General features: G+C 69.4%; 17 protein-coding genes, 1 other RNA gene and 1 pseudogene. 9 read left to right on the top strand and 10 right to left on the bottom strand.

Translation table 11 applies throughout. From position 1 onward, the window contains the following. Nucleotides 1–53: 53 nt before the first annotated feature. On the bottom strand, nt 54–1,022 hold the full coding sequence (locus MRBLMI12_RS14410) for a helix-turn-helix transcriptional regulator (RefSeq protein ID WP_363357124.1): 969 nt from the start codon (nt 1,020–1,022) through the stop codon (nt 54–56). 63 nt (nt 1,023–1,085) lie between these two features. Here MRBLMI12_RS14410 and MRBLMI12_RS14405 point away from each other — a divergent pair, with 63 nt between their 5' ends. The 3 genes from MRBLMI12_RS14405 (at nt 1,086) to MRBLMI12_RS14395 (ending at nt 5,003) form a co-directional block, all read left to right on the top strand. Continuing rightward, nucleotides 1,086–2,222 (top strand): epoxide hydrolase family protein, encoded by a 1,137-nt coding sequence (locus MRBLMI12_RS14405; RefSeq protein ID WP_363357123.1) that lies wholly within the window; start codon nt 1,086–1,088, stop codon nt 2,220–2,222. 195 nt (nt 2,223–2,417) lie between these two features. Next, on the top strand, nt 2,418–3,203 hold the full coding sequence (locus tag MRBLMI12_RS14400; RefSeq protein ID WP_363357122.1) for a PKD domain-containing protein: 786 nt from the start codon (nt 2,418–2,420) through the stop codon (nt 3,201–3,203). A gap of 129 nt (nt 3,204–3,332) precedes the next feature. After that, complete coding sequence (locus MRBLMI12_RS14395; RefSeq protein WP_363357121.1) at nt 3,333–5,003, top strand: alkaline phosphatase D family protein; 1,671 nt, start codon at nt 3,333–3,335, stop codon at nt 5,001–5,003. Nucleotides 5,004–5,058: 55 nt separating this feature from the next. Here the strand turns inward: MRBLMI12_RS14395 and MRBLMI12_RS14390 are convergent, their stop codons facing one another. From MRBLMI12_RS14390 to MRBLMI12_RS14375, 4 genes and pseudogenes are all read right to left on the bottom strand, one after another. Further along, complete coding sequence (locus MRBLMI12_RS14390) at nt 5,059–5,880, bottom strand: MIP/aquaporin family protein (protein WP_363357120.1); 822 nt, start codon at nt 5,878–5,880, stop codon at nt 5,059–5,061. Between the two features lie 809 nt (nt 5,881–6,689). Continuing rightward, nucleotides 6,690–7,060, bottom strand: a transfer-messenger RNA (tmRNA) gene (gene ssrA, locus MRBLMI12_RS14385). A 171-nt stretch (nt 7,061–7,231) separates the two neighbouring features. Beyond that, nucleotides 7,232–8,710: a phytoene desaturase family protein gene (locus tag MRBLMI12_RS14380; protein ID WP_363357119.1), complete on the bottom strand. Its 1,479-nt coding sequence runs from the start codon at nt 8,708–8,710 to the stop codon at nt 7,232–7,234. Between the two features lie 260 nt (nt 8,711–8,970). Further along, nucleotides 8,971–9,438: pseudogene (locus tag MRBLMI12_RS14375) on the bottom strand (SRPBCC family protein); the annotation flags it as partial. 174 nt (nt 9,439–9,612) lie between these two features. Here MRBLMI12_RS14375 and MRBLMI12_RS14370 point away from each other — a divergent pair. The 3 genes from MRBLMI12_RS14370 to MRBLMI12_RS14360 all read left to right on the top strand — a co-directional run bounded on the left by MRBLMI12_RS14370 (nt 9,613) and on the right by MRBLMI12_RS14360 (nt 13,218). After that, on the top strand, nt 9,613–10,290 hold the full coding sequence (locus MRBLMI12_RS14370) for an SIMPL domain-containing protein (protein WP_363357118.1): 678 nt from the start codon (nt 9,613–9,615) through the stop codon (nt 10,288–10,290). An 83-nt stretch (nt 10,291–10,373) separates the two neighbouring features. Next, on the top strand, nt 10,374–11,660 hold the full coding sequence (locus MRBLMI12_RS14365; protein ID WP_363357117.1) for a M20/M25/M40 family metallo-hydrolase: 1,287 nt from the start codon (nt 10,374–10,376) through the stop codon (nt 11,658–11,660). Nucleotides 11,661–11,739: 79 nt separating this feature from the next. Continuing rightward, entirely contained in the window at nt 11,740–13,218 is a 1,479-nt protein-coding gene (locus MRBLMI12_RS14360) for an MFS transporter (RefSeq protein ID WP_363357116.1), read from the top strand. Nucleotides 13,219–13,226: 8 nt separating this feature from the next. On the opposite strand, the gene smpB is transcribed toward MRBLMI12_RS14360, so the two are convergent. The 4 genes from smpB to prfB form a co-directional block, all read right to left on the bottom strand. Then, the gene (smpB, locus tag MRBLMI12_RS14355) at nt 13,227–13,703 is read right to left on the bottom strand and encodes an SsrA-binding protein SmpB (RefSeq protein WP_045296901.1); all 477 of its coding nucleotides are present in this window, start codon (nt 13,701–13,703) and stop codon (nt 13,227–13,229) included. Nucleotides 13,704–13,782: 79 nt separating this feature from the next. Beyond that, nucleotides 13,783–14,697, bottom strand: coding sequence for a permease-like cell division protein FtsX (gene ftsX / locus MRBLMI12_RS14350; RefSeq protein ID WP_363357115.1), 915 nt, complete (start codon nt 14,695–14,697; stop codon nt 13,783–13,785). Next, on the bottom strand, nt 14,694–15,842 hold the full coding sequence (ftsE, locus tag MRBLMI12_RS14345; protein WP_363357114.1) for a cell division ATP-binding protein FtsE: 1,149 nt from the start codon (nt 15,840–15,842) through the stop codon (nt 14,694–14,696). The genes ftsX and ftsE overlap by 4 nt, the downstream gene beginning before the upstream one ends. A gap of 122 nt (nt 15,843–15,964) precedes the next feature. Then, nucleotides 15,965–17,074: a peptide chain release factor 2 gene (gene prfB, locus MRBLMI12_RS14340; protein ID WP_349427177.1), complete on the bottom strand. Its 1,110-nt coding sequence runs from the start codon at nt 17,072–17,074 to the stop codon at nt 15,965–15,967. Nucleotides 17,075–17,099: 25 nt separating this feature from the next. On the opposite strand from prfB, the gene MRBLMI12_RS14335 reads away from it, so the two are divergent. Both MRBLMI12_RS14335 and MRBLMI12_RS14330 read left to right on the top strand, forming a co-directional pair. Continuing rightward, nucleotides 17,100–18,431, top strand: a complete 1,332-nt coding sequence (locus MRBLMI12_RS14335) for an MFS transporter (RefSeq protein ID WP_363357113.1) — start codon at nt 17,100–17,102, stop codon at nt 18,429–18,431. Next, the gene (locus MRBLMI12_RS14330; RefSeq protein WP_363357112.1) at nt 18,428–18,760 is read left to right on the top strand and encodes a hypothetical protein; all 333 of its coding nucleotides are present in this window, start codon (nt 18,428–18,430) and stop codon (nt 18,758–18,760) included. Before MRBLMI12_RS14335 ends, MRBLMI12_RS14330 begins: the two co-directional genes overlap by 4 nt. A 21-nt stretch (nt 18,761–18,781) precedes the next feature. Here the strand turns inward: MRBLMI12_RS14330 and MRBLMI12_RS14325 are convergent, their stop codons facing one another. Next, nucleotides 18,782–19,756 (bottom strand): transcriptional regulator TrmB, encoded by a 975-nt coding sequence (locus MRBLMI12_RS14325; protein ID WP_349427175.1) that lies wholly within the window; start codon nt 19,754–19,756, stop codon nt 18,782–18,784. 123 nt (nt 19,757–19,879) lie between these two features. On the opposite strand from MRBLMI12_RS14325, the gene MRBLMI12_RS14320 reads away from it, so the two are divergent. Then, a complete protein-coding gene (locus MRBLMI12_RS14320) occupies nt 19,880–23,722 on the top strand; it encodes a S8 family serine peptidase (protein ID WP_363357111.1) in 3,843 nt (1,280 codons plus the stop codon). Nucleotides 23,723–23,737 lie beyond the last annotated feature (15 nt).

Genomic DNA, 23,737 nt, shown 5'->3' with positions numbered 1-23,737 from the left:
CAACATAGGGATGACCGCGTGAGGCCACCAGAGGTGGTGCCTGGCTGGGGATATCAGGTTCTGGCCGAGGAAGCGCTGCCGGCTGCACGACCGAACCTCGCTGCGAGGCGCTCGAAAGCCAGCTTCAGCTCGTCGCCCTCGATCACCTCGATGTCGGCACCGAGTTGCGCCATCCGCAGTGCGAGCGCGTCGGGGTCATCCGAACCCAGCTCGACCCGGCACGTGGACTCGTCGACCACCTCGACGTCGACCGGGATGCGAAGCGCTGCGACGACCGTGGCGGCCGGAGCGTGGACCAATACCCGCGCGCGGTAGCGCCAGCTGGCCTGGACGATGCGCCTGACGACGTGCTGGACCAGATCCTCCTCCGCGATCATGCGTGGACGGAATCGCACGCCCGTCGGCGGGTGCGGAACGATGCGATCGACCCGGAACACCCGCCAGTCGTTGCGCTCGAGGTCCCACGCGAACAGATACCAGACCGGTCCCCAGCTCACGAGCCGTTGCGGCTCGGTGTGGCGCGCCCTTTCGTTGCCGCCGTGCGTGGTGTAGCCGAATCGGAGCCGTTCGTGCCCGCGGATGGCGGAGGCGACCGCGCTCAGCACCGAGAGGTCGAGACGCGGTTCCGTTCCCGGGATGACGCTGGTCGCCTCCCGGACTGCGTCGACGCGTCGACGCAGGCGTGAGGGCATCACCTGCTCGAGCTTGGCGAGCGCGGTCAACGATGTCTCTTCGACGCCGAGCCTCCAGGTCGCAACCGCACCCAGTCCCACCGCGACCGCGACGGCCTCGTCGTCGTCGAGCAGCAACGGCGGCATCGCGGTCCCGGCGGCCAGCCGATACCCGCCGGCGACGCCGGGACGAGCATCCACGGGATATCCGAGCGATCGCAGCTTTCCGATGTCGGAACGCACCGTTCGCGTGCTCACCTCGAGCCGGGCGGCGAGCTCCGAGCTCGTCCAGTCGCGCTTGAGCTGGAGCAGCGACAGCACTTCGAGCAGGCGGGCCGATGTCTCCAGCATGTCCTCGATCATTCCGGAGATTGCGGAAGCTAACCTGCCGCATCGCTTGGAATCGTCGAAGTCATGAACAACCTCACCGCGCTCACACCGTTCCGCATCGAGATCCCGCAGCACGACCTCGACGACCTGCACGACCGACTCGCGCGCACGCGCTGGCCCGTCCCCACGCCGGGCCGCGGCGAACGCGACGACTTCAGCCGCGGCATCCCGTTGGCATTCCTGAAGGAGCTCGCCGACTACTGGCGTGATGGATTCGACTGGAGAGCGCAGGAGGCGAAGCTCAACGAGTACGAACAGTTCACGACCGTCTTCGAGGGCCAGACGTTCCACGTCGTGCACGTGCGATCAGCGAACCCGGGGGCCACTCCGCTCATGCTCAACCACGGCTGGCCGGGCTCGTTCGTCGAATACCAGCAGCTCATCCCGCTGCTGACGAACGCGTTCCATGTGGTCATCCCGTCGCCGCCCGGATTCGGTTTCTCGACTCCGCTGTCGGCGAGCGGCTGGGAACTGGCACGGACGACGGATGCCTACGCCGAGGTCATGACACGGCTCGGCTACGAGAGGTTCGCGGTGCATGGCACCGATATCGGGTCCGGCATCGCCGGCCGCCTTGCGGCTCTCTACCCCGAGCGCATCATCGGCATGCACCTCGGCGTAGATCGTGCCGTGCTCGGGTTGGTCGGCGTCAAGTTCCCCTCCCCGGAAGGCCTGTCCGACGACGAGGCCGGCCAGCTCGAGGCGCTGAAACTGGAGAGCGCGGCTGAACGCGGCTACCTCGAGATGCACAACCACCGACCCGACACGATCGGCCCGGCGCTCACCGATTCGCCCGTCGGTCTCCTCGCTTGGATCGGCGAGAAGTTCAAGACCAGGACCCCCGGTGGCCACCGGGGACCCGTCGTCGATCGCGACCAACTCCTCACCAACATCGGCCTGTACTGGTTCACGCGCAGCGGCGCGTCGAGCGCGCAGTTCTACTACGAGGCCGAGCATTCCGAGCTCGCAATCACGATGGCCGCCGGAGTGCCGTCCGGATGGGTGGTCTTCGACACGCATCCGCTCATCCGCCGCGCTATGGACCCCTGGAACGCGGTCGGCCACTGGACCGACCACGCCGATGGCGGCCACTTCCCGGCGATGGAAGAGCCCCAACTGCTTGCAGACGACATCCGCGGCTTCCTCCACGGGATGTCGTGAATCCATGACACGGCCGGCGGACTGCGAGAGCCCGCCGGCCCGACCTTGACCGTTTGCCAGGCGCGGTGTTCACCCTCCGACGACGACCGCCACGTCCTCAGGTTGCCGCCAGGGCCATGTCGCCTTTCGCGGCATGCGATTGACGGCGCGCACTTGCGGGTGCATGCTCAGCGCAACTGGGAAATGGGGTCCCGTATGTTGATCCGCATCCTCGCCGCCGAAGGCGACCCGGCACCGAGTTCCACGCCGGGCGACCCCGCCACGGGCGCGGTGGACGTGGCGCTGTCGAACTACTACCTCGCCATCGGCCTGCTGCTCGGCGCCATCGTCGTGATCGTCCTCGCGCTGGTCTTCGCCTGGCTCTACCACCGCGACGCTCTCCGAACCATCGAGAAGCTCGCCACCACCCCGGGCGCTCCGCCAGTCGCCATTGACTCGGGCGCTGCGGTGGAGAGAGGCATCCATGTCGGGCCCGCCATCATCGGCAGCAATGTGGCCCACAAGGACACGGCGGTGATGTTCACGGTCGAGGACCTCGCCGACGGCGCCACCGTCTCATGGGACGTGCAAGGGGCGACCATCGAAGAGATCGACGGCGGCCGGACCATCCTCGCCACGTTCGCCGAGGACGGTACGTACAAGGTCCGTGCGACGGTGACCGACGCTGGCGGGACGGAAACCGAACTCGAGCCCAAGCAAGTGACAATCCAGCCGCCCGTCGCGGCGTCGGCGCCCGCGCCGGCGCTCGTGATCCCCTTCGTCGTGAAGAACTGGGGCCGGCTGGTCATCGTGCTCTTCGGCGTCGGAGTGATCTCGGCCCTCATGGCCACCAAGATCCTCGACGCAGCCGCGGGCGTCGGCATCCTGGGAACCCTGCTGGGTGCCGGCGCCGTCTCCGCGACAACCGGCGGAACCGCTGACACTCCCGCGCAACGCCCCGCCGACACGGCCGGCACGCCGGCCGGGGGCGACCGAAGGTGACGCACGCCGATCGATGATCAGCGTGCAGCGCTCGCGCGGGTGACCCCGTCTGCTTGTTCCGACAGGGCACAGTCGGGACTGCGGACACACCCCTGGCCGCTGCGGCGCAATCCGCGGTAGAACGGGCTCATGGAATCCCCGCTCGTGTTGGGGCCGATGCTGCGCTACGTCGATGAGACGTCGGCCAGCATCTGGGTGGAGACGCAAGCCGACTGCCTGGTGAGCGTCCACGCCGAAGGCCGATCGTGGCAAGCCCGCAGCTTCGCCGTGCACGGCCACCATTTCGCCCTCGTCGAAGTCGACCGGCTCGAGCCCGGCAGCGTCTCGCCATACGGGATCGAGATCGACGGGGTTTCGGTGTGGCCGGACGCACGCTCCGACTATCCACCATCGGTTATCGCCACACGCATGCCTGGGCAGCGGTCGCGGATCGCCTACGGATCATGCCGTACCAGCGTCTCCCACGACCGGTCAGGCAATCGAACTCATGGCGTCGACTCAATGCGCGCTTTCGCACTCGCGGTGGCCGACGGCCGCGAGGTCCGACCGGATCTGCTGCTCTTCCTCGGCGATCAGGTGTACGCCGACTCGACTACGAAGGAGATGCAGGAATTCATCCGCGGCCGCCGCGACATTCATGACGAACCGGGCAAAGAGCTCAAAGACTTCGAAGAGTACGCCCACCTCTACCGATTGGCATGGTCGGATGACGCGAATCGGTGGCTGCTCTCCTGTGTGCCGAGCGCGATGATCTTCGATGACCACGACATCCGCGACGACTGGAACGCCTCGCTCGATTGGAAGAGGAAAATGGAAGCCACCACGTGGTGGCACGAACGCATCGTCGCCGGCCTGGCGTCGTACTGGGTGTACCAGCACCTCGGCAACTTGTCCCCCCGCGAACGTGCCACTGACGAGATGTGGCAGCAGGTCAGTGGGAGCCCCGACGCCGGCTCCTCCGACCTCAGTGCCGCGTTGGACGAGTTCGCCGACCGCTGCGACAAGGATCCCAACAGCTACCGCTGGAGCTACTCCCGAGACTTCGATGGAACGCGTCTGATCGTCCTGGATTCACGCGCCGCGAGAGATCTCACGCCGTCGGCTCGGGGGCTGCTGAACGGTCAGGAGCTCGCGTGGTTCGACGACCATATGCAGGGCGGATTCCGCGACGTCCTGATCGCGACCTCGCTCCCGTTCCTCTTGCCGTTGGGCTTGCACCATGTCGAGGCGTGGGATGAGGCGATCGCACAGGGCGCATGGGGCCGACTGGCCGCGTGGGTCGGGGAACGACTGCGGCGGGCCTTCGACCTGGAACACTGGGCGGCGTTCCAGAACAGCTTTCAGGCGGTTGCCGGGATCGCGACGGAGCTGGCAGACGGCGCCCGCGGTCCGTCGCCGCGGACGGTGATGTTCCTGTCCGGTGATGTGCACTTCTCGTACCTGGCCGAGGTCGAGCGCCAGACAGGCAGCCGCATCGTGCAGGCGGTGTGCTCACCGGTGCGGAACCCCTTGCCCCGCTTCCTGCGTTGGTTCTCCGTGTTGATGTCGTACGGCGCAGCGACGCCGCTGGGTGCCGCAGCCGCGTATTCTGCGAAGGTTCCCGACCCGCCCTTCCGCTGGAAGACAGTGAAGGGTCCGTGGTTCGACAACAACCTCGCGCTGCTGCAGGACGCGCCCGATGGACTCACCGCGACCTGGCACAAGGGTGTGGTCGAGGACGGAGACGACTTGCATCCTCGTCTCGAAGAGGTGGCATCCATCACGGTGCCGACGAAGAGAGACTCCGAAGTGTCGTCCTGAGCGAACGACTCTTCGCCGCCCTGCTTGCGTCCCAGAATCCCCCCTGATGCCGAGGTCAGGCCTTGTCGGGGTTGGCGACCTGGGTGCGGAGGGCGCCCTGCGCGGCTCCCGATCCTGCACGTCCACCGCCGTAGCCCCGCAGCACGAACGCCATGCCGACCGCGATGACGGCGCCGATGATGGGACCGGCGACGTAGATCCAGTAGCCGGTGAAGTCCAAGGACGCGAGGTCGGGCCCGAACGTGCGCGCGGGGTTCATCGACGCGCCCGAGATCGGGCTGCCCCACAGGCCCGCGAGGGCGATGTACGCGCCGACTCCCACAGCGCCGATGATGCCGATGTTCTGCGCCCCCGACGCGGTGCCGAGGATGACGCTGACGAGTCCGAACGTCAGGACCACTTCCATCGTGAGGGCGGACCAGTCCGAGTAGCCGTCGGCAGGGTAGTTGGAGCCGTACGAGGACGACACTCCGATGACGGCGGAGAGGAACCACGACGCGACGGCCGCGCCCGCCAGCTGCACCACGATGTAGCCGGGCACCCGACTCCACGGGAAGTCTCCACGCAACGAGAACGCCAGCGTGACGGCCGGGTTGAGATGCGCGCCGGAGACCTTGCCCATGAACAGGATGATCGCCAGCACCATCAGTCCTGGAGCGACGACCGCCGCGCCTCGGTCGATGGTGTCGGGGAACGCCTGCCCCATCATGCCGGCGCCGGCGGCGACCAGCACGAGAAAGAAAGTGCCGACGAACTCAGAGACGAGGCGCCGCCATTCCTGCCTGCGGTCCTGGAAGTCGTTCATCGGTTGAACGACCTCGATCTCGAACCACCGCTCGAAACGGCCCCGGGTTGCTGCCTGCGAATCTTGCGTCATTTCGAGCTCCTTCGGTCAGATCAAACGGCGACGGGCGATGTTGGACGCCGGGAGCCATCGAGACCGCCCGGTGGCGGGTCGCGTGGCCGCGCTGTCCCGTTTGTGCGGCGACGAGATCGCGCACCGGGTCGCGGTGGATGATGCGCCGCTGGGTCGCCGGTGCGGTCTGCAACACGACGGCGCGTGGCCCACCCCGCGCGGACGGGAGGGGGCCGGCTCGCCGACGGGCGCACTCGTCACGGTGTGAATGCGGCGATCAGCGACCCCATGGACTTCACCCTTCGCGTGTGAAGAAACTGCGACGAGACAGCCAGTCGGCTCAGCTGAGCAGATGTCTGAAGATATTGGCTGGCTTTCGAACGCGTCAAGAGCGTCTCCGAGGATGCGACGTCTGCCCCTTTCAGGCGATTCCGCGAAAAGTTCGCGGAGTCTCAAGTTCGCATCGTTGGCTGGCTTCTCCCGTCGGGAGCGACGAGGTCGGTCATCCGCCGTGCAACTTCCGTCGGCGAGGCCGGATCGGCCACGATACCCACTCGAATGGACATCATCCCCGCAACGTACACCCAGGGTCGGCCCGAACGCCGATGTCGGTCAACTCTGCGTCGCCTGGCCCACAGCTCGTCGCACGAGGTCGTCCTCGCGGTCGGACCTGACGAACTGCAACTAGCGGCTTTCGGACACGTAGTTCGACCTATATGCGCCGAGAGTTTGTGGGCGATGAGGTCGCGAACCATCTCGCGGATGGCGAACAAAGGCCCCGAAACCCGCGTAATTACGCGAATCTCGGGGCCTTGTTCGGTGACAGCGGATCGTGGAGATGGGGGGAATCGAACCCCCGTCCATCGCTGAGTAACTGCGGATTCTCCGGGCGCAGTCTGTGCGAGCGTTCTACTCGGCTCCGACCTTTGTCACAGACACCTAAGTCGACAAGCCCATCCTGAAAAGAGTCCCGCGTGACGCTCAGGCGACGTCACGCAGCAAGATCCCTAGATGACGCCAATACCCGTGACGGGATCAGTCACGGATTGACGGCGTCGGGCTCGCTGCTCAGGCAGCGAGGGCGAACGCGGACTGCTTCTTTTCGGCAGTTATTGGTTTGCAGGGAGCGTTCACGAGATAACCCTGCATCCTCGGCCCGCTTCTCGCAGATTCACAGGCGATGTCGAAACCGATCATCCCCGTGGGTTCCTTCTTGCGAAGGGCCGCTGTCACACTGTGGAGTTGCCAATCCTCGGGAGCCGAAGCTTCCGAGCACATCAGGATACAACGGATGCCGCCCCCACGCCATTCCCGCACTCACGGCGCCGCGGCATCCGTCCCCGTTTGACAGCGGGAACCCTGCCGGCGGGGCTCAACCTCTCGGAGAGAGGTTGGGAAGCGCCCGGGTTCCGAAGTCGTGGCGCAGCGCACTCAGCGCCGCGAACCACCCGGGCAGGCCGGTGACACCGGGACCAGGCGCCACGGACGCCGACGCGAGGTAGACGCCTGGGATCGGGGTGCGCCACGGGTCGGGACTCAGCACCGGGCGATCGATCAGCTGCCAGAAGTTCGGTGCTCCCGCCGCGATGTCGCCGCCCGGATAGTTCGGGTTGTGCTGCTCGACCTCACGCGCCGAACGCGAACTGGTCGCGAGGATCGTGTCGCGGAAGCCGGGCGCGAACCGCTCGATCTGCGCGGTGACCGCTTCCCGGCGGTCGACCGCGCTGCCGGCGGGCACGTGGGTGTAGGTCCACAGCGTGTGCTTGCCGGCGGGCGCGCGGGTGGAGTCGAACAGCGACGGCTGCGACACCAGGACGTAGGGGCGCTCAGGCAGGCGGCCGCGGTTGACCTGGTTCTCGGCATCCGCCACCTCCGCCCGGGTGCCACCGACGTGCACCGTGCCGGCGCGACGCAGCTCGGGGTGCGTCCACGGCACGGGCTCGCTGAGCGCGAAGTCGACCTTCGCGACCCCGTCGCCGTACCGGAAGCGCTGGAGCGCGCGGCGGTAGCGCGCGGGCATCGCGTCGCCCGCCAGTCGGATCAGCGCCTTGGGTGTCACGTCGAGGAGAGTGACCGTGGCGTCGGGCAGCGCCTCGAGGGCGGTCACCTCGTGGTCGACGACCAGCTCGCCGCCGTGAGCACGCAGGTCGTCGACCATCGCGTCGATGATCGCCTGGCTGCCGCCGATCGGGATCGGCCAGCCTCGCGCGTGCGCGTAAGCGGTGAGCGCCAGCCCCGCGCCCGCGGCGGCGACGCTCGGCTGCGGCAGGATCGTGTGCGCGGCGACGCCCGTGAGCATCGCGGGGGCGACGTCTTGGCGAAAGCGCAGGTTCCACGCAGGGCTCCCCTGCTCGAGCGCACGCAGGCCGAAGGAGAGCGCCGTCGGGATGTCGGTGGGCACCCGCACGAGGGGCGATCCCGTGAATTCGGCGACCCGGGTCGACCGCTCCACCAGCGGACGGAGCAGCTGCGCATAGGCAACAGCGTCGGGACCGAGCGCCTCGGCCGTTCGACCGAGGTCGAGGTAGGCGACACCGGCATGGCGTTCGTCCAGCGGATGCGCGAACGACACGTCCGGCGTGACGAACTCCACCCGCTCCCGCAGACCGAACTCGCGGAAGAACCGCGACTCGAACGCCATGGGGTGCACGGCCGAGCAGACGTCATGGTGGAAGCCGGGGAGTGTCAGCTCGCGCGTGGCGGCGCCTCCTCCTGGCCGGTCGGCGCGTTCGTACACCCGCACCCGCAGCCCGGCGCGAGCGAGGGTGACGGCGGCGGCGAGACCGTTGGGGCCCGACCCGACGACGACGGCGTCGAGGTCGCTGCTGCCGCGCTTGCGGCGAGTGTTCACGGTGAGGGCGCCCCGCCTCCGGCGGACGTGGCGCGATTGCGCGGCGGCTTGGGCGGAGCGGATGCCCCCTCCGCAGCACTGCTGCCGGCCTCCGGGCTGCCCTTCGACATCGCGTCCTCCGTTCGGTCCCCGCCCGTCGCGGCGTCGGCCAGTTGGTCTCCCTGCAGTTTGGCAGCATCGGCAGGGTCGGTGCTCGCCGGGGCCGCGCCGTGGCGCCGGGCTTCGGCATCCGAATCGATCTCTTCGCCGCTGTCCGCCATCTCCTTCTCAGCCGTCGTCGCTCCGAGCCGGCGGGCGGCACGGCCTTCTGCCAGGTAGGCGAGCCGGTGCAGAGTCTCGTTGTTGCGCCAGTGCAGCGGGACATCGAGCACCTGCTCCGGGACGAAGCGTCCCGGACCGGCGATCGCCTCTTCCTGGATGCGCACGACGCACTCGTGTCCGCGCGGCTTGACGTCGATGGTCACCCGCGCCTCGCCGATCGGCCAGCCGCGCGCCCGCATCACCATCATCCGCGACGGGATGAACTCTTCGACGACGGTCTTGTCGTCGATGAGGGCCGGCCAGACGCCGAAGGAATGGTGCAGTTCGGCGCCCGCCATGGGCCAGGTCTCGTCGACCTCGCGCATGCGCGACGCCCCGACGACCCAGGACGGATACAGCCACCCGTCGCTCAGCACCTCGAACACGTCCTCGGGTGTGCAGTGCAGCACCCTCACGTTGCGAGACATGGACTCCCCCTCGATCTCGGGCTCTATCGATGCGTTCGACGCTAGACCGCGCGTCCGGCGCGCTGGAGCGGGTTGCGTTGCGGCCCGGCCTGTGGCAGGCCGCCCGTCTGTCCGTCGAGTGGGCGGGAGACGGATGCCTCGGCCCGGCCGATCCGGTCACGTAGAGTCGGCGTCATGAGCGACGTCGTCATCACGGTCCGCGGGGAGCATGAGACCCGCATCGCCCCCGAGCGCGCGATCGCGCACCTCACCATTCGCGCCGAGGGTCCCGAGCGCGGCGCCGTCGTAGAGCGCATGGCGGCACTGACCGAGCCGGTGCGCGACGATCTCGCCGCCCGTAAGACGGCCGGCACCGTCACGGAGTGGACGAGTCAGCGCGTCTCGGTGTGGTCCGAGCGCCCTTGGAACAACGAGGGCAGGCGTCTCGCCCCCGTCCACTACGCCACCGTCGACTTCTCCGTCACGTTCACCGACGTCGCCGTGCTCTCGTGGTGGGCCGGAGAGGTGGCCGAGCGTGAGGGCGTGCAACTCGGCTGGATCGAGTGGAAGCTCACGCCCGAGACACGGGCGCGGACTGAACGGGATGTCGCCACCGAGGCGGTCGGCATCGCCGTGACACGTGCGGCCGCTTACGCCGGAGCGCTCGGCTTGTCGGACGTCACGCCGCTCGAGATCGCCGACCTCGGTCTGCTCAGCCGCCAGGACCGGCCCGAGGTGGCACCCGGTCCCCGCATGCTGATGGCCAAGGCGTCGTTCGCGGGCGACTCCGCCGGGGGCGCGCCCGCGGTGCAGCTGCAGCCGGAGGACATCGTGATCTCCGCGGCCGTCGAGGCCCGCTTCGCCGCACGATGAGCGAGGTCCGATCCACGGGCTCGGCGAACGGTACTCAGGGGCCCCAGGCCGTACAGGACGGGATCGCGCAGCGGCTGTCCCGCATGATCCAGCTGCCCACGGTGTCTGCTGAGCGTGCCGATCGCGGACAGACGCCGTTCGACGCTTTCGCCGACCTGCTCGTCGAGCTCTACCCGCTCGCGCACGAGCATCTCGAGCGGGAGCGCATCGGCGAGCTCGGCATCCTGTACCGCTGGCGCGGACATGTGCCCGAACGGCCGGCCGTCCTCATGGCGCACTTCGACGTCGTGCCCGTCGACGAGAGCGACGCATGGACGCATCCGCCGTTCGAGGGGCGCATCGAGGACGGCTGGGTCTTCGGTCGCGGGGCGCTCGACGACAAGGGGCCGCTGGTCGTGCTGATGGATGCCGTCGAGAACCTGCTCGCGGCAGGCTTCACGCCCGCCCGCGACGTGTACCTGTCGTTCGGGGGCGACGAGGAGACCTTCGGCGGCGCCGCTCGCGTCATCGCCGAGACACTGCGGGACCGCGGCGTCGAGCCCTGGCTCGTCCTCGACGAGGGCGGCGCGGTCGTGGACGCACCGCTCCCGTTCGTGCGCGGACGCGCGGCGATGGTCGGCGTCGGCGAGAAAGGTGTCCTGACGCTCCGGCTCAGCGCCCGCGGCGAAGGCGGGCACGCGTCCGCTCCCCCGGCCCGCACTGCGGTCCGGCGCATCGCCCGGGCGGTCGAGCGCCTCGCTCCCGCCACGTTCCCGGCGCGTACACCGGCGGCGGTCACGCGGATGCTCGAGCTCTTCGCGACGCGGGCCGACGGCATCCCTCGTCGCCTGTATCGCCTCCTGGCGGCGACGCCGCGGCTCACTGCGCGTGTGTTCACCGCGATGGGCGGTGAGCCGGCCGCGCTCGTACGGACCACGATCGCGGCGACCATGCAGTCGGGTGGGACCGCGGCGAACGTGCTGCCCTCGCAGGCGTCGGCGACGCTCAACCTGCGCATCGCACTGGGCGAATCGGTGCCGAGCACCGTGAAACGCGTGCGCCGGCGCATCGCCGACCGCCACGTCGAGGTCGAGGTGCTCGAGGGCGACGGGCCGTCGCCGGAGTCGTCGACCGAGAACCCGCAGTTCGCGCTGATCGCCGCCGCGGTGAAGGTTTCGCATCCGGATGCCGCGACGGTTCCGTACGTGATGATGGCGGCGACCGATTCGCGACACTTCCATCGTTTCTCGCCCGCGGTCTACCGGTTCGCGCCGCTCGAGATGAGCAAGGCGCAGCGTGCGTCGATCCACGGCGTCGATGAACGCGTCGAGATCGCGGCGCTCGAGCGAGGCGAACTGTTCCATCGCACGCTCCTGCAGCGCCTAGAGTGATCGCAGCCGCCCCTCGACGAGCTCGAGGATCGGGGCGGCGAGCTCAGGAGGGTCTGGGGCCCAGAGGCAAGGAGCACGGATGGCGCGCAGCGCGATGTCCTCACGCGTCACGATCGGCACGCTGGCGAGCGTCGTCGGCTTCCTCGCGTTCGTCGAGTTCACGAGCGGCGTGATCCAGGGCTACTACACGCCAATGCTCACCGACATCGCCCGCCACCTCGGTGTGCACGACGCGGACGTCAACTGGCTCGAGGGCACGCAGCTCATGCTGTCGGCGCTCGTCGTGCCGGCGTTCGCGAAGCTCGGCGACATGGTCGGGCACAAGCGCATGCTGGCGATCTCGACGGCGATCACGGCTGCCGCATCCCTCGTCCTGCCGTTCACCGACTCGTTCGCGATCTTCCTCGCGGCCTGGGCCATCCAGGGCTTCTACGTCGTCTGGCTCCCGCTCGAGATCGCCCTCATCTGGTCACGCTCCCGCCGCATGGAGGGCCGCGCGACCATCACCGCCCGGGCGGCCGGGTTCCTCGTCGCAGCACTCGAGACCGGCGCCATCATCGGCGCGCTCGTCGGCGGCATGCTCATCGACACCCTCCCCCTGTGGATCGTGCTCCTCGTTCCAGCGCTGCTCGTGGTGGCCTGCTTCTTCGTGATCCTGTTCGGGGTGAAGGAATCGCCCGAGCCCACCGGCGGCCGCCTCGACAACGTCGGCCTCGTGCTCATCTCGCTCGCGCTCGTCGCGTTCACGGGCGGCCTCAGCCTGCTGCGCCTCAACGGACCCGCCGACCTGGTGGCATGGCTGGTGACCGCGCTGGGCGTGCTGCTCGTCGTCCCGTTCACGCTCTGGGAGCTGCGACAGGACGACCCGCTCATCGATGTGCGGATGTTCCGCTCCCCCGCGCTCGGGCCGGTGTTCCTCACCGCAGGCCTCTTCGGGGTGAGCGTGCTCGGCGCGCAGGCGCCGCTGTCCACCTTCGCGCGCACGGATCCCGACGTCTACGGCTACGGCCTCGGAACGACGGGCTTCCAGACCTCGCTCATCATCGGCTTCTACCTCATCGCCATGATCACCGGCGCCCTGCTGTACCCGCTCATCTCGCGGCTCACCGCTCCGCGACTCACCCTCATCGGGGCGGCGACGCTCGTCGGCATCGGGTTCCTCATGTTCCTGCCGTTCCACGCGACGTATACGCAGGTCATCGTCAACATGCTGATCGTCGGCCTCGGCTCGGGCGCCCTGGTCGCGGCGCTGCCGGCGGCCGCGGCATCCGCTGCTCCGCCGACGCAGACCGGTGTCGCGACCGGCCTCACCAACTCGGTCAAGACCGTCGGCGGGGCGATCGCCTCATGCGTGTTCGGCATCGCGCTGCTGCAGGGCGCGACGGGTGCGGCCACCGAAGGCACGGCCGGGTCGCTCTCGGGCTACTTCACCGTATGGGTGGTGTGCGGCGTGACGGCACTGGCCGCCGCCGTGCTGCTGTGCTTCGTGCCGAAGACGGCGTTCAGCGATCGGGCTTCGCACGACGAGACGGATGCCGCCGCGCCCGTGGTGCGGTAGGGCTCGGGCTACTCGCCGAGGCGGTTGCGCGAGCGCATCGCGCGCTCGGCTTCGCGCTTGTCTTCGCGCTCGCGGATCGTCTGGCGCTTCTCGAACTCGCGCTTGCCCTTCGCGACCGCGATCTCGACCTTCGCGCGACCGTCCGAGAAGTAGAGCTTCAGCGGGATCAGCGTGTATCCGCCCGCCGAGATGGCGTGCGAGAGCTTGACGATCTCCTCCTTGTGGAGGAGCAGCTTGCGCGTGCGCTTGGAGGAGTGGTTCGTCCAGTGCCCCTGCGAGTACTCCGGGATGTGCACGGCGTCGAGGTACGCCTCGCCGTTGTCGATGTACGCGTAGCCGTCCGAGAGGTTCGCGCGCCCCTCGCGGAGCGACTTGACCTCGGTGCCGGTCAGCACGAGGCCGGCCTCGTACGTCTTCTCGATCGCGTACTCGTGGCGCGCGCGACGATTGGTCGCCACGACCTTCTCCCCGCGTTCCCTGGGCATGATGTCTCCTCGCTATGCCGTACAGCAGCCGTCTGGCGCACGGCAGCCTTTCAGTCTACCCCCGCGAGGAGGCGCGCGATCACGCGCGCAGCCATCTCCGGATGGCGAAGCCGGCCGAGAGCGCCGCGAGCAGCACGCCGACCAGGATCAGGACAGGCACCACGAGCCAGGCATCTCCGATGCCGACCCACGTCGTCACGAAGTCCACACGGTTGCGCAGGTACTGGTCGACGCCGAAATGCACCCCCGCGATGACCGCCGCACTTGCGAGGATCGACCCGAGCAGCGCCGCGAACACGCCCTCGAGGATGAACGGGGTCTGGATGAACCGGTTGGATGCCCCGACGAGTCGCATGATGCCGAGCTCCCGCCTTCGGGCATAGGCGGACAGGCGGATCGTCGTGGCGATCAGCAGCACCGCCGCGATGAGCATGAGCACCGCGATGCCGACGGCGATGTAGGTCGCGATCGTCAGCGCGGAGAACAGCGGATCGAGGTACTGCATCTGGTCGTTGACCAGCTCCACCCCCTGCATCCCGCTGAACGCCTCGATGATGACGTCCGACTGTTCGGGATCGACCAGCGTGATGCGGAACGTCTCGTTGACCTGGTCGGCGGTGATGACGCTGGCGTTCTCCTCGCCGGCGATCTGCAGCAGCTCGTCATAGGCCTGCTGGTGGTCGAGGAACGTCAGATCGCGGATCAGCGGCGCCAGCGCGCTGCCCTGGAGCTTCGCCCGCACCTCCTCCACCTGCTCGGGCGTCGCCTCGCCGTTCGAGCACGTGGCCGGGGTCGAGATGGTCGTGCACATGTAGACGGCGACCTGCGCCCGCTCGACCCAGAAGTCGCGCATCGTGCCGATCTGCATCTGCATGAGGATCGCCGCGCCGACGAACGTCAGCGACACGAAGGTGACGAGCACCACCGACACGACCATCGAGAGGTTGCGTCGCAGGCCGGTGAAGGCCTCCGACATGATGAGTCCGAACCTCATGAGGTGGGCCCCACTTCATCATCGGGGTCGGTCTCACCGAGGCCGAGCCGATCGGCGAGGCCGAGTTCCGCGACCTCGATCTGCTCGAGGTCGATGACCGGGATCGACTGGGTGTGCGCGGGCGCCGATGCCGGCGCGACGGATGCCGCCGCCTCCGACTCCTCGGGCACGACGGGTTCATCGACCGACTGCTCGAGCGCCTCGGCCTTCCTCAGCTCGTCGGCGGCGAGTGCGGCAGCGGTGGCGGCCTCGGCGGCAGCGGCTGCCGCCGCGGCGACGCCCGGCGACACCGCGTCCGTCTCCGGCGTCACGATCTCGTCGTCGTCCATCGGCACGGCGGTGGGATCCAGGCCTGCGGCGGCGGCGATCGCGGCCTCGCGCTGCACCTCGAGCACCGCGGTGAGGGCGGCGACCGCGGCAGCCCCGCGCTCGGGCTCCGGCGCCAGGCTCGGCAGCCCCGACCGGTCGCCGTACCCGCCGTGACGTTCGTCGCGGACGATCTCGCCGTGGCGCAGCTCGATCACACGACGCTGCATCTGGTCGACGAACCCGGCCTCGTGCGTGGCCATGACGACGGTCGTGCCGCCGGCGTTGATGCGGGCGAGCAGCTGCATGATGTCGATGGACGTCCCGGGGTCCAGGTTTCCGGTCGGCTCGTCGGCGAGCAGGATCTGCGGCCGGTTCACGAGCGCGCGGGCGATGGCGACGCGCTGCTGCTCACCGCCCGACAGCTCGTGCGGGAACCTCTTCTCCTTGCCGGCGAGGCCGACGAGGGCGAGCACTTCGGGGACGGCCTGCTGGATGAACGCGCGAGACGAGCCGATGACCTGCAGCGTGAACGCCACGTTCTGGAAGACGGTCTTCGTCGGCAGCAGCCGGAAATCCTGGAACACGGCGCCGATGTGCCGGCGGAAGTACGGCACCTTGCGGTTCGACAGCGTGCGCAGGTCGCGGCCGAGCACCACTACTCGGCCCTCGGACGGCGTCTCCTCGCGGAGGATCAGGCGCAGGCAGGAGGACTTGCCGGATCCGGAGGCGCCGACGAGGAAGACGAACTCCCCGCGCAGCACCTCGAAATCGACATCGCTCAGGGCAGGTTTGGAAGTGCCGCGAAAGCGCTTCGTGACGTTCTCGAACCGGATCATGGCCTAACGAGCCTATGTGGCAGCCCCGTCACCGTGTCCAGCGACACTCGCGGCCGCGGCATCCGTCTTCCCGGAGTCGCGAGCGACCGGGCGATGCGGGGCGAAGCATCACGCGCTCCGGGTCAGTCGTCGTCCTTGCGCTTGCGCCAGCGGATGCCGGCCGAGATGAAGCCGTCGAGATCGCCGTCGAAGACGATGGCGGGGTTGCCGACCTCGTGGCCGGTGCGGAGATCCTTGACCAGCTGCTGGCCGTAGAGGAAGTACGAGCGCATCTGGTCGCCCCAGCTCGCGGTGATCGTGCCCGCGAGCTCCTTCTTCTTGGCGGCTTCCTTCTCCCGCTGCAGCAGGAGCAGGCGGGTCTGCAGCACGCGCATGGCCGCGGCGCGGTTCTGAATCTGCGACTTCTCGTTCTGCATCGACACGACGATGCCCGAGGGGATGTGCGTGAGGCGCACGGCCGAGTCGGTCGTGTTGACCGACTGCCCACCGGGGCCGGACGAGCGGAACACGTCGACCCGCAGGTCGCCCTCGGGGATGTCGACCTCGACGGCCTCTTCCATCACCGGGATGACCTCGACGGCCGCGAAGCTCGTCTGCCGCTTGTCGGCCGAGCCGAACGGGCTGATGCGCGCGAGGCGATGCGTGCCGGCCTCGACGGAGAGCGTGCCGTAGGCGTAGGGGGCGTCGATCTCGAACGTCGCCGACTTGATGCCGGCGCCCTCGGCGTAGGACGTGTCCATGACCTTCACCGGGTACTTGTGGCGCTCGGCCCAGCGCAGATACATGCGCAGCAGCATCTCCGCGAAGTCGGTGGCGTCGTCGCCGCCCGCGCCCGAGCGGATCGTGACGACCGCGGACCGTTCGTCGTATTCGCCGTCGAGGAGCGTCTGCACCTCGAGCTGGCTGACGATGTCTTCGAGCTCGGCGATCTCGCGACGCGCCTCTTCGGCGGCATCCTCGTCGTCCATCTCGTTGGCGAGCTCGACGAGGACGTCGAGGTCGTCGAGGCGCTGCTCGACATCGTTGACGCGCTTGAGCTCGGACTGACGGTGGCTGAGGGCGCTGGTGACCTTCTGCGCCTTGTCGACGTCGTCCCACAGATTGGGGGCGCCGGCCTCCTCGCTGAGACGCGCGATGTCTTTCGTGAGTGCCTCGACGTCGACCACGGCCTTGATGTCGGCGAACGTGGAGCGCAGGGCCTGGATATCGGCGGAGGGATCGAAGTCGAGCATGACACTCCAGACTAACGTGGAAGCGATGAGCGATCGCGCCGACTCCCCCACCGCGCGGGACGTGCTGTGGCGCTTCGGCCCCATGGTCTACGGCCCGACCGTGCTCTTCGCGCTCGGCGAGGGCGCCGTCATCCCGCTCATCCCGGTCATCGCCGCCCAGCTCGGGGCGGATGTCGCGACCGCCGCCCTCGTGGCCTCGGCGCTCGTCGTCGGCCAGCTGTGCGGCAACATCCCCGCCGGCTGGGCGGTCGCCCGCATCGGAGAACGGCTCACCATGGCGATCGCCGGCCTGGTCTCGCTCGCCGGAATCGTGGGCATGGCGCTCGCGCCGTCGCTCGGCATCTTCGCCATCGCCGTGTTCCTCATCGGCTTCTGCGCGGCGGCATTCGGCCTGGCGCGCCACTCGTTCATGACGACGCGTGTGCCGCTGTCGTTCCGCGCCCGCGCGCTGTCGCTGCTCGGCGGCACGTTCCGGCTGGGCATGTTCGTCGGCCCGTTCATCGCCGCCGGCCTCCTCGCGGTCTTCGGCGACGAGCACGCCACGATCTGGTTCTTCGGCGGGTGCCTGGTGGCCACGGTGCTGCTGGTGGTCTTCGGTCCTGACCCCGAGACGCAGTTCCTCGAGCCCTCGACCGCCGAGGACGACGCCGTCGCCGCAGAAGACACCGGCGAGCCCGTCACCGGGTCGATTCCCCTCCGCCGCGCTCAGGGGTCGCCATCGACGACGGCGCCGAGCGATGGGTCCGATCCGGGCACCGGCGTGCTGCGGACGATGTGGCGCCATCGCCGCGTGCTGTCGACACTCGGCCTGGCCGCGGCATCCCTCTCCGCCGTGCGCTCGGCGCGGCAGGTCGTGCTCCCGCTGTGGGGAGTCTCGCTCGGGCTCGACGCGCAGACCATCGCCCTCGTCGTGGGCATCTCGGGTGCGATCGACTTCGCGCTGTTCTATGCCAGCGGCCAGGTCATGGACCGCTTCGGGCGCCTGTGGGCCGCCCTGCCGGCCATGATCCTGATGGGCGCGGGGTTCATCGCCCTCGCTTTCACCCACGATCTGCCGCAGGCGGCGATGTGGTTCGCCATGTTCGCCGCCGTCCTCGGCGTCGGCAACGGGTTGTCGAGCGGGATCCTGCTCACCCTCGGCGCCGACGTCGCCCCGCGTTCCGACCCGGCGGCGTTCCTCGGCTCGTGGCGCACGCTCACCGACGCCGGCGGGGCGGTCGCGCCGCTGCTCGTGTCGGCCATCGCCGCGGCGGCGTCGCTGGCCGTCGCAACCGGAGCCATGGGTGTGATCGGACTCGTCGGCGCATTCGCCTTCGTGCGCTGGGTGCCGCGGTACGTGCCCCGGACGCGCCCATGACCGATGTCGTGCGGTTCTGCCGCAGCCGCAGCGCCGGCCGTCGCTGCACGCGTCCGCTCGGCCACGCGGGGCTGCACCGGCACCGCACGATCATGTGGACGGATGCCGGAGCCGACCCGGCGCGCTGCCCGGGCTCCGGCGAGCGCGGCACGCCCGCGGCCACCCTCGCCGACGGATTCCCCGACGGTCGCGCGCTCTGCCCGGTGTGTCATCGGTTCGTCGAGCTCGACGGGGACAGCAGGCTGGTCCCCCACGACACGTCGGACGACGGCGAGCCGGATGCCGAGATCCGCCGCCGTCGAGAGTGGTTCAACACTCTCGGCTGGTAGCGACGTCGGCGCGGTTCCGCGTCAGACCCAGGATCTGCGCACGGCCTCCGCGCCCAGCTGCATGCGCGTGGTGACGCCGGCGGTGTCCATGAGCTCGGCGACCCGGCGCTGCACAGTCCGCAGCGAGATGCCGAGCTGCGACGCGGCCGCGGCATCCGTCACTCCCAGCAGGAGAAGGCGCAGCAGATCGCGGTCCACCTCCTCGGTCGTCGGCGTCGCGGCGATCGGCAGGAACTCCGTGGCCGCCCGCCAGTAGTCCTCGAAGATCGAGGTCACCAGGTCGAGCAGGCCGCTCGGGTGGATGAGCAGGGCACCGAAACCCTCGTCCGCGCCCTGCGAGTGCATCGGCACCAGCGCCATCTGGTCGTCGGCGATGAACATCCGCGTCGGCAGGGTGGGCAGCACCCGGATCTCCTCGCCGATCTGCGCCATCTCGCGCGCAGCGGTCAGGAAGCCCGGCCGTTCCAGTACGGCGCTCTCGACGATGACGCGGTAGCGCACGCCTCGCGCGAGCGCCCGGTCCTCCTCGACGTTGTCCTCGCCGCTCACCAGCGCGATCTCGTGCAGCACCAGCACGCGCACCTGGTCGATCGAGGCGGCCTGCAGCTGCGCCACCCGCTGCCGCACGGCGTCGTCGCCGATGACGACATCCACCACGTCCGCCACGCTCCGCTGTTCTACCGAGCGACGGTACAGATCGCTCAATTCGACCAGCGCCTCGTGCGCGCGAGTCAGCCCCCGCTCGCGCTCGAGCAGCAGCGGACGCAGCGAGATGGAGGGTGGGGACGCCACGAACCGGTCACTGCTCGATGCCTGGCGCGCGAGCAGCCCGAGGCGCTCCAGCTCGATCACCATCGGCCGCACGCGCGGGAGCGACATGCTGAGCGCCGCGGCGATCTCGGTCATCGACGCCGAGGGCTGCTGGAGCACGCTCCGATAGACGGCGGTGTGGGCCGAATCGAGGCCGAGCGCATCGAGCACGGTGTTCTCCCCCATGCGCTCATCGTCACCCGCCGAGCGTGGCGGATGCAGGCCATGGCGTTTCTCCGCCACCCACTTTAGGCGAGCGGACGGCGAAGGTGGGGGGACACGGATCCCCCACACCCGAGAGGCTCGCGCATGTCACGAACCCAGCCCATCGGCCGCCGCCTGCGCCCGATCGTCGCCGCCACCAGCGGTCTGGCGATCGGCATCGCAGGCATCGGCCTCGCGACGATGCCGGCGGCGGCCACCCCCACCCCGCCGGCCGCCCCCGCCGCCGGAGCCACGGCCGGCCAGTCACACACCGTCACCCTCATCACCGGCGACCGCGTCACCGTCACCGACATGTCGGACGGAACCCACACCGTCTCGGTGGACACGGCGGTCGACGGCGCCGGCGTGCAGACGTACGAAGTGGGCGACGACCTGCACGTCGTGCCCCAGGGCGCGATGCCCTATCTCGCCTCGGGCGCCCTCGACGAGGACCTGTTCAACGTGTCGCTGCTGATCGAGTACGGCTACGACGACGCCTCGGTGGACGCCACCCCGGTCATCGTCGAGCACGACGCCGCGGCTGCGCGCTCGTTCGCGGCACCTGTCCCCGGCCTGGAGGTCACCGCGCCGCTCGAGAGCATCGGCGGCGCGGCGGCGACGCTCGGCCACGACGACGCCGCGGCCGCGTGGCAGTCGCTCACCGCGTCCTCGGCCCGCGCGTTCGCGGCCACGCCGACTCTCGCCGACGGCATCGAGGCCATCCACCTCGACGGCAAGGTGCGCTCCACGCTCGACTCGAGCGTTCCCTACATCGACGCCCCTGCCGCGTGGGCCCAGGGCTACACCGGTGAGGGCGTCACGGTCGCCGTGCTCGACACCGGCATCGACGACACCCATCCCGACCTGCAGGGCCACATCCTCGACGGCTCGACGAGCTTCGTGCCCGGCGAGGAGGTCGCCTCGGACCCCAACGGCCACGGCACGCACGTCGCCTCGACGATCGCGGGCACCGGCGCCGCGTCGGACGGCACCCACCGCGGTGTCGCCGACGGCGCCGACCTGCTCATCGGCAAGGTGCTCGGCGCGGACGGCTATGGCCAGGACTCGTGGATCATCGAGGCGATGGAGTGGGCGGGCCAGAACGCTCCGATCGTGTCGATGAGCCTGGGTTCGCAGTCGCCGTCCGACGGCAAGGACCTGATGGCCGAGTCGCTCAACCAGATCGCCGAGGAGACCGGCGCGCTGTTCGTGGTCGCCGCGGGCAACGCCGGCTCCCCCGAGTCCATCGGCGCCCCAGGCTCCGCCGAGCAGGCGTTCACCGTCGGATCGGTGGACGACCCGTCGGGCGACCTCTCCTACTTCACGAGCCAGGGCCCCCTCTCACGCTCGGGGGCGCTGAAGCCGAACGTCACCGGTCCCGGCAGCGAGGTCACGGCTGCGCGTTCCGCCGACAGCGGCGGTGAGGGCTCGTACATCACCATGAGCGGCACTTCGATGGCCACACCGCACGTCGCGGGCGCCGCGGCGATCCTGCTCGGTGCGAACCCCGAGCTCACGACCGCGCAGCTGAAGGCGGCGCTCGCGAGCACCGCGACCGACCTCGGCTACACCTCGTACCAGGGCGGGACCGGTGTCATCGACGTCGACGCCGCGCTCAACGCGCCCGTCGTCGCCTCTGGTTCGGGCGACTTCGGCATGCTCATGTGGGGCGAGGAGCCGACCCCCGTCGAGCGCACCATCGAGTACACCAACCGCACGGATGCCGAGATCACTGTCGCTCTCGAGGCGACGCTGACCGACACGACGCCCGGTGGTGGCGGGGACCCCGGTCCGCTGTCGGACGGCATCGCGTTCGACGCTCTGACGATCGACACCGACGGCCTCACCATCCCCGCCGGCGGCACCGCAGCGGTCACCATGACGGTGGACCCGGCCAAGGTGCCCGCAGGCGCGCAGCTGTCGGGCGCGCTGACCGGCTCGGTCGACGGCGAGGCCGTCACGCGGACCGCGCTCGGCACGATCGCCGAGGCCGAGCGCTACGACCTCACGATCACGGCCACCGGCTTCGACGGCCAGCCCGTCAGCGTCTACGCACTGCTGTGGGATGCCGCCGCGCAGTGGGCCGAGCCGGTTCTCGTCGAAGGCGAGACGACGCTGCGCCTCATGAAGGGCGACTACACGGTGATGTCCTACATGGAGATCAACCGCAACGCCGACACCATGGCGACCGTGCTCGCCGGCGACCCCAAGCTGACCCTCACGAAGGACGCGACGGTCTCCCTGGACGCCCGCGCGGCGAAGGAGGTCACGGTCGACGTCGGTCGTGACGACCTCGAGCAGTCGTTCGGCCGCATGGACTTCCACGCCGACGACTTCTCGGCGAGCGCGATCATGCCGGTGCTCACAGACGAGATGTGGGCGCAGCCCATGAAGGTCGACGACGCCGACTTCCACCTCACGACGCGCTGGCGGCTCTGGGAGCCGATGCTCGCGGTAACGGCGGGCAAGAAGCCGCTCGACGTGATCCTGCAGGTCGGATCCACGTTCCTGGACGGCGAGATCAAAGCGGCGGCGGTCGATGCCGGCACCGGCACCGTCGACGAGTTCGCTGCCATCGACGTCAGGAACAGGGTCGCGGTCGTGACCCTGTCCGGCCAGGTCTCGCCCGGGCAGGCCGCGGCGAACGCGGCTGCGGCGGGCGCGAAGTTGATGATCCTCGTCAATGACGCGGACGGCGACCTGAGCACCTGGGTCGGCTCGGACGACTTCACAACCGACGCCCCGATCGCGGTCGCCGCGATCAGCGGCGTCGAGGGCCGTCAGCTCCTCGCCGACATGGCGAAGAAGAAGGTCACGGTGAAGGCCGTCGGCGACTCGTACCCGGACGTGGTCTACGACATCGCCCGATACAGCGACGGCGAGATCCCGACCGACCTCGCGTACGCGCCGGAGAACCTGACGCGCATCGACACGACGTACCACGGCCAGAAGGAGCTCATGGGCGAATTCCGGTACGACTTCGTACCGGGCGCCCAGTACGGCTCGGGGTACTTCATGCGTGCCGAGCGCGGCACGGTGCGCGAGGAATGGGTGAACACCGACGATCTGCGCTGGAACCAGGGCGTGGGCGTCGAGTCCGTGCGCTGGGAGATGCGCGACAAGCTGCGCACCTACGAGCCGGGCCAGCGGCTCGAGGTCGAGTACTTCGGCGGCATCGTTCGCCCGTACGTCGCGACCGGCTACTGGGTTCCGTATCGCATCTCGGACTACGCGCAGGTGAACATCCCCAGCTGGGCGGACGGCGGCGACCCCGAGCACACGGGCAGCTTCGACACCTGGATGGAACCCTCCACCGTGCACCAGACGGCCGACGTCTACATCGACGGTCAGCTGGTCAAGCAAGCCGAGCACCAGGGCGTCAACGTGTGGGACCTCCCCGACGGCGAGCAGGAGTGGCGCGTCGTGAGCACCGCGACGCACGACGGCGCCCACCTCGAGGGGTCGACGAAGACGGTCAGCGACTGGACCTTCCGCTCCGAGGGCAAGCTGGGCGACTGGACCAACCGGCTGCTGCCGATGATCCAGGCGTACTACGACGTCGACGTCAACGTCGACAACCACGTGGGCGAGGGTCGTCGCAAGGGATCCCGCATCCCGCTCGGTCTCGAACTCGGCCACGTCGCCGGCACCGCCCCCGCCGGCGCCATCACCGACGCGACACTCGAGGCCCGCACCGCGGGCGGCGAGTGGGTGCCGGTCACGCTGCAGACGGCGAAGACGGATGCCCCGACGGGTGCCGTCGAGGGCGACGGCGACGTCTTCGTCACCAGCCGCGCCTGGGTCAGCGGCTTCACCGCGCAGATCCCGGTGTCGGACAAGGGCGGCTGGGTCGACCTGCGCGTGACGGCGAAGGATGCCGCGGGCAACACGTTCTCGCAGGAGATCGAGAAGGCCTTCCAGGCGACTCCCGCCAAGGGCGTGCGCTGACGTAGAGCACGCACA

Origin of the sequence: Microbacterium sp. LMI12-1-1.1, assembly GCF_040676455.1 — a bacterium.
Taxonomy (GTDB): domain Bacteria; phylum Actinomycetota; class Actinomycetes; order Actinomycetales; family Microbacteriaceae; genus Microbacterium.
This window is presented reverse-complemented; position numbering and strand designations above follow the sequence as displayed.